This window comes from Amycolatopsis sp. SID8362, from assembly GCF_010550475.1.
Taxonomy (GTDB): Bacteria; Actinomycetota; Actinomycetes; order Mycobacteriales; family Pseudonocardiaceae; genus Amycolatopsis; species Amycolatopsis eburnea.
Genome location: NZ_JAAGNB010001667.1, coordinates 1 through 6901, shown reverse-complemented (window position 1 = coordinate 6901; position 6901 = coordinate 1). Strand labels below are relative to the sequence as shown.

General features: G+C 71.7%; 6 protein-coding genes and 1 pseudogene. 5 read left to right on the top strand and 2 right to left on the bottom strand.

What is annotated here, in order from left to right:
* From G3I65_RS58050 to G3I65_RS51300, 3 genes and pseudogenes are all read left to right on the top strand, one after another.
* Window positions 1-1754: pseudogene (locus tag G3I65_RS58050) on the top strand (hypothetical protein); the annotation flags it as partial.
* 25 nt (window positions 1755-1779) lie between these two features.
* The gene (locus G3I65_RS51305; RefSeq protein WP_160703229.1) at window positions 1780-2604 is read left to right on the top strand and encodes a hypothetical protein; all 825 of its coding nucleotides are present in this window, start codon (window positions 1780-1782) and stop codon (window positions 2602-2604) included.
* Window positions 2605-2606: 2 nt separating this feature from the next.
* The gene (locus G3I65_RS51300) at window positions 2607-3455 is read left to right on the top strand and encodes a ferredoxin (RefSeq protein ID WP_160703227.1); all 849 of its coding nucleotides are present in this window, start codon (window positions 2607-2609) and stop codon (window positions 3453-3455) included.
* Here the strand turns inward: G3I65_RS51300 and ilvA are convergent.
* Entirely contained in the window at window positions 3440-4642 is a 1203-nt protein-coding gene (ilvA, locus tag G3I65_RS51295) for a threonine ammonia-lyase (protein ID WP_160703225.1), read from the bottom strand. The two genes, G3I65_RS51300 and ilvA, sit on opposite strands and share 16 nt — an antisense overlap.
* Before the next feature lie 96 nt (window positions 4643-4738).
* On the opposite strand from ilvA, the gene G3I65_RS51290 reads away from it, so the two are divergent.
* Together G3I65_RS51290 and G3I65_RS51285 are read left to right on the top strand one after the other, a co-directional pair.
* A complete protein-coding gene (locus tag G3I65_RS51290; protein ID WP_160703223.1) occupies window positions 4739-5002 on the top strand; it encodes a hypothetical protein in 264 nt (87 codons plus the stop codon).
* Window positions 5003-5012: 10 nt separating this feature from the next.
* Window positions 5013-5456 carry a VOC family protein gene (locus G3I65_RS51285; RefSeq protein WP_160703221.1) on the top strand — a complete coding sequence of 148 codons (444 nt, stop codon included), beginning with the start codon at window positions 5013-5015 and terminating at the stop codon, window positions 5454-5456.
* A 4-nt stretch (window positions 5457-5460) separates the two neighbouring features.
* Here G3I65_RS51285 and G3I65_RS51280 read toward each other — a convergent pair whose 3' ends face one another.
* Window positions 5461-6618 (bottom strand): cystathionine gamma-synthase, encoded by a 1158-nt coding sequence (locus G3I65_RS51280; RefSeq protein WP_160703219.1) that lies wholly within the window; start codon window positions 6616-6618, stop codon window positions 5461-5463.
* Window positions 6619-6901: the final 283 nt, after the last annotated feature.

The following is a 6901-nucleotide window of genomic DNA, read 5'->3' as shown; positions in this document are numbered from 1 at the left end:
ACCCCCTCACCCCCGACGAAATCAACACCCGACACGCCGAAAACACCCCCGCCGGCACCTCCTACCACGCCGGCGACCCCCACATGGGCGACCTCCCCCACCGCGTCCAACCCGACCCCCACGGCCGCTACACCGTCGACGTCCACGTCACCCCCGACGGGCACGCACGCATCGGCGACCGCCTCTACACCCCCGAACAATTCGCCGACGTCCTCCGCCGCAACGCCGACTACGACGGACGACCCGTCCGCCTCATCGGCTGCGACGCCTCCTCCAACGACTTCGCCCACCGCCTCTCCCGCGAACTCGACACCGAAGTCCTCGCCCCCACCCGACCCGCCTGGACCGACTCCCACGGCCGCGTCTTCTCCTCCGACTACGAAATCGGACCCGACGGCCGCATGCGACCCCGCATCCCACCCGACGGCGAATGGAACACCCACCACCCCGACGGCTCCACCAACCGGGCCGGCGAGGACGGGTTCGCGCCGGACAGCCACCACGGGGACGCGCACGACGTCGACGCCGACAGCGCGCTCGCGCGGGGCAAGGACCACCCGGACATGCACGACATCGACGAGGGGTGGCAGGAACCCGAATACAAGCGGCACGAGGACGTCACGGTCGGGCACAACGAGCGGTTCTACGACCCCGCGAACCCGCGGCACCTCGAACCGAACACGCGCTACGAGATCACCGATCCGGACGGGCGGTTCACGCGCGTCTACACGAACGGGGAGACGCCGCCGCGGATCACGCACGTCGACGCCGACGTGCCGAACACCCGGGTCGGGAACGACCTCCACACCCAGGTCGGCAACCCCGACGCCTCCCACCTGCTCGGCGACGTCGACTACCGCGTCAACACCGGCGAGGGCCACTTCGAGTTCCACACCGACGTGGACGGCCGGCCCGAGCTGGACATCGACCACTTCGACCCGCCGATGACGCCGCCGCCCGTCGAACGCCGGATCACCGGCTACGACCCGAGTCACAACGGCGACGGGCCCTTCGGTGCCACGCCGCCGAAGGACCTCGAGCCGAACAGCCGGTACGAGATCTACTCGACGGCGCCCGACGGCACCGAACAGTGGCACGGCACCTTCTACACCAGCGGTGACAACCCGCCGGAGTTCACGCACATCAAGACGTGGCACGACAACGACCGCGGCATGATCAACCCGGAGACCGGCGACAAGCACACGATGCACGACCAGCACGCGCACAACGGCAACACCGACGGCATGCCGGTGCGCGGCGCCAAGTACGAGATCGGCGACATGCACTACCACGCCGACGAGCACGGGAACGCCGCCGTCTCGTGGGAGCCCGACTACACCAGCCCGGCGACCAAGCGGGTCAACACCGACGTCCAGGACCGGGTCGGCAAGATCGGCCAGGCGGACGACGGCACCAGCACCGTCAACCGCGGCGGGCACACCGCCGACCACCGCTCGGGCGGGCTGCAGGGGCGCCTCGGCATGGTGCCGCAGGACTACTACCAGAACCACAGCGTGAGCGCGGACCCGGACAACTGGCGGCGGATGGAAATCGACCGCCAGACCTTCGAACGCCACGGCGGGGACCACGGCCCGGTGCGCGTCTACGCCGACGCGCCGTCGACCGGGGAAACACCCGACCGGCTGCACGTGATGTCCGAGAGAATCCACCCCGACGGCACCCGCACGTACAACTACAGGAGCTTCCCGAATGTCGCGAACCCAGCCCCCGTGGTACCCCCCACCCGGACCTGACCTCCGGGAGGCGGACGAGGACCAGGTGGTCCGCTGGATCGGTGGCTGGCTCATGGACGCCGCTCCCGAAGGCTGGCGGCGGATCGACCTGACCGCCAGGCTGACCGTGGCGGTCGAGGAGATCGCGCTGGCCGTGGTGATGCCGGACGGCGCCGCCGCCCGCATGGAGCCGCCGCCCGACGTCAGCCCGCTGCTGTTCGAGCTGCGGAACAAGAAGTACATGCGCGAGCGCGGCAGCTGGCTGTCGCTGCGGCTGGTCATCGAGCCGGACGGCGACTACCGCGTCTCCTACAACTTCGACCTGGACCCGCTGTGGGACCCGCCGATCGAGACCGCGGTCTGGGACCAGGACTTCGAGGCGTTCCCCCGCGACGACGAGTGGATCCCGGCCTGGTACCGGGAAGGGATCAAGGGGGAAAGCGGCGGAAAGCGGACCCCCGACGAGCCCAACGCGCTGCTGAAGGGCATCGCCGACTACCTGAAGTTCACCCTCCCCGCGGGCTGGGACTACGTCCAGCTGCAGTACCGGGCGCTCGGCGACCACGAGGAGTCCGGCGCGGTCGTCCACTCGATCACCGGCACCGTCTACCCGTGGACCCCGCCGGAGCAGGTGCTCGACCTGCTCCGCCGCCACCGCGCGGCCTCGCTGTCCGACGGCCGGGGCACGTGGGTGAGCCTGAAGTACGAAATGAAGTTCCCCGACTCGGTCAAAGCGCAGTTCAACTCGACCGAGGACCCGGGCTTCCAGGAGCGGCCGCCCGCGGCGGCGTTCGCCGAGGAGCTGCGGCGCTACCCGCGCTCCGAGCGGCGCACGCCCGAATGGCTGCGCCAAGGCGCCGAAGGAGCCTGACCATGACCCAGCCACCGGGGCCGCTGCGCCCGGACCAGCAGCAGGAGATCGTCCGGCAGATCGGCGCGGCGCTCACCGCCTCGGTCCCGCCGGGGTGGCGGCAGCTGCGGGTGGAGTACCGCGCCGCGGGGCGGCACGTCGAGGCCGACCTGCTGGTGACCGGCCCGGACGGGCGGCCGCACGTGGCGCAGCCGCCGCCGGAAGCCGTGCGGCTGCTCGGCGTGCTGCGCTCAGGCATGTACCAGCCCGGCTTCGGCACCTGGCTGGGCGCGATCCTCGTGTTCGAGCCAGGGCAGGCGCCCGACGTCGACTTCGTGCGGCCGGACCTCGAACCGCCGTTCCGGCAGCAGCCGCCGCCGATCGGGTTCCAGGACGAGCTGCGGTTTTTCCCGCGCGCGGACGAGCACGTCCCGGGGTGGCTGCGGGAAAAGGCCGGGCTGACGCCGCCGGCACCGGGTGACGGCGAGGTGCGCACCCCGCGCATCTACGACGGCCTCGACGCCTCCGGGCGCCCGCTCATCCGCCGTCAGCCGCTCCTGCCCGCCGAGATCGAGCGGGTGCTCGCCTACCTCGACGCGGCGCCGGTGATCCTGGCGTCCCGCAGCAACGGGCCGGACGCGTTCGCCCCCGACCGCGAGGACGCGGTGCCGATGAACTTCCGCACCGACGGCGTCTGGGCGTGGCCCGGCGCGGTCGCGTACTACCTGCGCGAACACGGCGTGCCACCGGACCCGGACCTGGTCGCCCACATCCGGGCCCGGCGCTTCACCGCGCCGGCCGAGGTGCCGGAAGCCGCGAAGGACCTCGCGCTCACGGCGATCACCGGCGAGCAGCCTCAGACGACCGTGTAACCCGCGTCGGCCAGCGCGCGCTCGACGTCCTTGCAGTGCTCGGGCCCGCGGGTCTCCAGCGCCAGCTCGACGTCGGCCTCGCCGAGGTCGAGGGTGCCGGAGATGCGCGAGTGCTCGACGTCGAGGACGTTCGCGCCGAGCTCGCTGACGCAGGACAGCACGCCGACCAGGGAGCCCGGGCGGTCCGGGACGCGCAGCCGGAGCCGCAGGTAGCGGCCGCCCGCGGTCATGCCGTGCTGGATGATCTGCAGGAGCAGGACGGGGTCGACGTTGCCGCCGGAGAGGATCGCGACGACCGGCGGCTCGAAGGCGCCGATGTGCTGCAGCAGCGCCGCGACGGGCGCCGCGCCGGCCGGCTCGACGACCAGCTTCCGCCGTTCCAGGCAGAGCAGCACCGCGCGGGACAGGGACTGCTCGGACACCGTCACGACGTCGTCGACCAGTGACTCGACGTGCGCGAAGCTGACCAGGCCCGGCTCGCCGACGGCGATCCCGTCGGCCATGGTCGAGGTCTGGCCCAGCCGCACCGGCGCGCCCGCGGCCAGCGAAGGCGGGTACGCCGCGGCTTCCTCGGCCTGGACGCCGACGACGCGCACGTCCGGGCGCAGCGCCTTGACCGCCGAGGCGACCCCGCCGACCAGCCCGCCGCCGCCGGTGGCGACCAGGATGGTCTTCACGCCCGGCACCTGCTCGAGGATCTCGAGGCCGACGGTGCCCTGGCCGGCGATGACGTCCGGGTGGTCGAAGGGGTGGATGAACACCGCGCCGGTCCGCTCACCGAACTCGATCGCGGCGCGGAGCGTCTCCTCCAGGAGCGCGCCGTGGAGGTGGACGTCGGCGCCGTACCCACGGGTCGCGGCGAGCTTCGGCAGCGGGGCGCGCAGCGGCATGAAGACGGTGGACTTGGCGCCGAGCAGCGACGACGCCAGCGCGACGCCCTGCGCGTGGTTGCCGGCGCTCGCCGCGACGACACCGCGCTCGCGTTCGGCCGGCGTCAGGCCCGCGATGCGGGTGTAGGCGCCGCGAATCTTGAACGAGCCGGTGCGCTGCAGGTTTTCACACTTCAGGTGGACCGGACCGCCGTGGAGTTTGCGCAGGTCGCGTGCATGCTCCATCGGTGTCACCCGGGTTACTCCTTTTAGGAGCTCCCGGGCGGCTTGGATACGCTCGAGGGTGACGAGTTCCATGGGCCGGACTATGCCACTCAGGAGATCCACAGGTTGACCGGACCGCGGTCCGGGTACCCTGGGACGCGTCAACACGCGGTAAACAGGGAGCAACTCATGGCACGGGGGAACGACGCTCGACGGGCTCGCGCCACCCGGTCCACCGGGCTGGTCCCGCTCGTGATCGGGCTGGCCTCCGCCGCGGCGCTCACCGGAGCCGCGTACATCACGGTGGACAGCGCCTCGTGCGGCTCGCCGGCCCAGTACATCCGCCACGACAGCCACGTCGAGCTGGTCGGCGGCTGCGTCGACGGCGCGAAGCTGCCCGCCACCGGCACGCAGCAGGCCGGCGGCGTGGTGCACGGCAACTACAACCCCTGAGGAACCCCCGTTGGCGCTCAAGCGGATGGACAACGTCCTCATCGTCGTCGAAGACCTGGACGCCGTCATCGCGTTCTTCGTCGAACTCGGCATGCGGCTCGAAGGCAAGGGTCCGCTCGAAGGGCGCTTCGCGGAACGCGTGATCGGCCTCGAGGACGTCAAGCAGGACATCGCGATGCTGCGGATGCCGGACGGCAACGGCGGCATCGAGCTGGCGCGGTTCCTCCAGCCCAAGGCCGTCGTCCCCGAGCCGAAGAACGCGCCGTCGAACACGCTGGGCTACCGCCGCGTCATGTTCGCGCTCGACGAGAACCTCGACGACGTCCTCGACCGCCTGCGCCCGCACGGCGCCGAGCTCGTGGGCGAGATCGAGCCGTACGGGGGCATCTTCCGGCTGTGCTACGTCCGCGGTCCCGAAGGGATCGTCGTCGGGCTCGCCGAAGAGCTGAACTGACCGCTCAGTCCAGCGCCGCCAGCAGGTCGGCGACCAGGTCGCGGCCGTCTTCGATGCCGACCGAGAGGCGCAGGAGGTCGGCCGGGACCTGCAGGGTCGAGCCCGCCGTGCTCGCGTGCGTCATCTTGCCCGGGTGCTCGATCAGCGACTCGATGCCGCCGAGCGACTCCGCGAGGATGAACAGCTTCGTGCGCGAAGCGACTTCCAGCGCCGCCTGCTCGCCGTCCACGTGGCTGAACGAGACCATGCCGCCGAAGCGACGCATCTGCTTCGCCGCGATCTCGTGGCCCGGGTGCTCCGGCAGGCCCGGGTAGTAGACCTTGGCCACCTTCGGGTGGTTGACCAGCGCCTGCACGATGCGCTCGGCGTTGTCGCTGTGCCGCTCCATGCGCAGGGCCAGCGTCTTGATGCCGCGCAGCGTCAGCCAGGCGTCGAACGGGCCGGGCACCGCGCCGGCGGAGTTGCGGAGGAAGAAGAATTGCTCGCGCAACTCGTCCTCGTTCGTGATGATCGCGCCGCCGACCACGTCGGAGTGCCCGCCGAGGTACTTCGTCGTCGAGTGCAGGACGATGTCCGCGCCCAGCGAGAGCGGGTTCTGCAGGTACGGCGTCGCGAAGGTGTTGTCGACGACCAGGCGGGCGCCGGCGTCGTGCGCGACCCCGGCCAGGCCCGCGATGTCGGCGATCCCGAGCATCGGGTTGGTGGGCGACTCGCACCAGATGAGCTTGGTCTCGGGGCGGATCGCCGCGCGCACCTCGTCGAGGTCGGCCAGGTTCGCGACGGTGTGCTCGACGCCCCAGAGGCTGAGCACCTTGTCGATCAGCCGGAACGTGCCGCCGTACGCGTCGTTGCCGAGCACGAGGTGGTCACCGGGGCGCAGGGTACTGCGCAGCACCACGTCGGACGCGGCCATGCCGGACGCGAAGGCCAGCGCGTGCCGGCCGCCTTCCAGCGAGGCCAGCGCCTCCTCCAGCGCCGAACGGGTCGGGTTCGCGGTGCGCGAGTACTCGTAGTCGCCCTCGCGGGTCCCGCCCACGCCGTCCTGCGCGTAGGTCGAGGTCTGGTAGATCGGCACGATCACCGCGCCGGTGCGGGGGTCGGGCTTCTGTCCCGCGTGGATCGCGCGGGTCTCGAAGCCCAGTTCGGAGTAGTCGTCCACCATCTGTTCAGCGTAAGGCCTGGCCGGAACATTCCCGTCAGGTGGGATGGGTCTCACCGCGGCGGGCGGGTCGGCCGTGGCCAGGTCACCGGTGCCGGTGCGATCGACTACGGCGGGCGCAAGTCCGCACGGGCGGAGATCAGGCCGCTGTCCCGACCCAGCGGGCGGCCGGGCGGGAGGCCGCCAGCGCCAACGTCGCGACCGACGGCGACGGCCCCTCGACCCCAGACGGCCCGCCGCGAGGCGGCCGGCACCAAGGTCACGACCTGCGGCAGCCAGCGCGGGC

What these genes read in the sequence shown, in the direction of transcription:
- G3I65_RS51300 (WP_160703227.1), top strand. Translation starts at nt 2,607, where the DNA reads ATGACCCAGCCACCGGGGCCGCTGCGCCCGGACCAGCAGCAGGAGATC.
- ilvA (WP_160703225.1), bottom strand. Translation starts at nt 4,642, where the DNA reads ATGGAACTCGTCACCCTCGAGCGTATCCAAGCCGCCCGGGAGCTCCTA.
- G3I65_RS51290 (WP_160703223.1), top strand. Translation starts at nt 4,739, where the DNA reads ATGGCACGGGGGAACGACGCTCGACGGGCTCGCGCCACCCGGTCCACC.
- G3I65_RS51280 (WP_160703219.1), bottom strand. Translation starts at nt 6,618, where the DNA reads ATGGTGGACGACTACTCCGAACTGGGCTTCGAGACCCGCGCGATCCAC.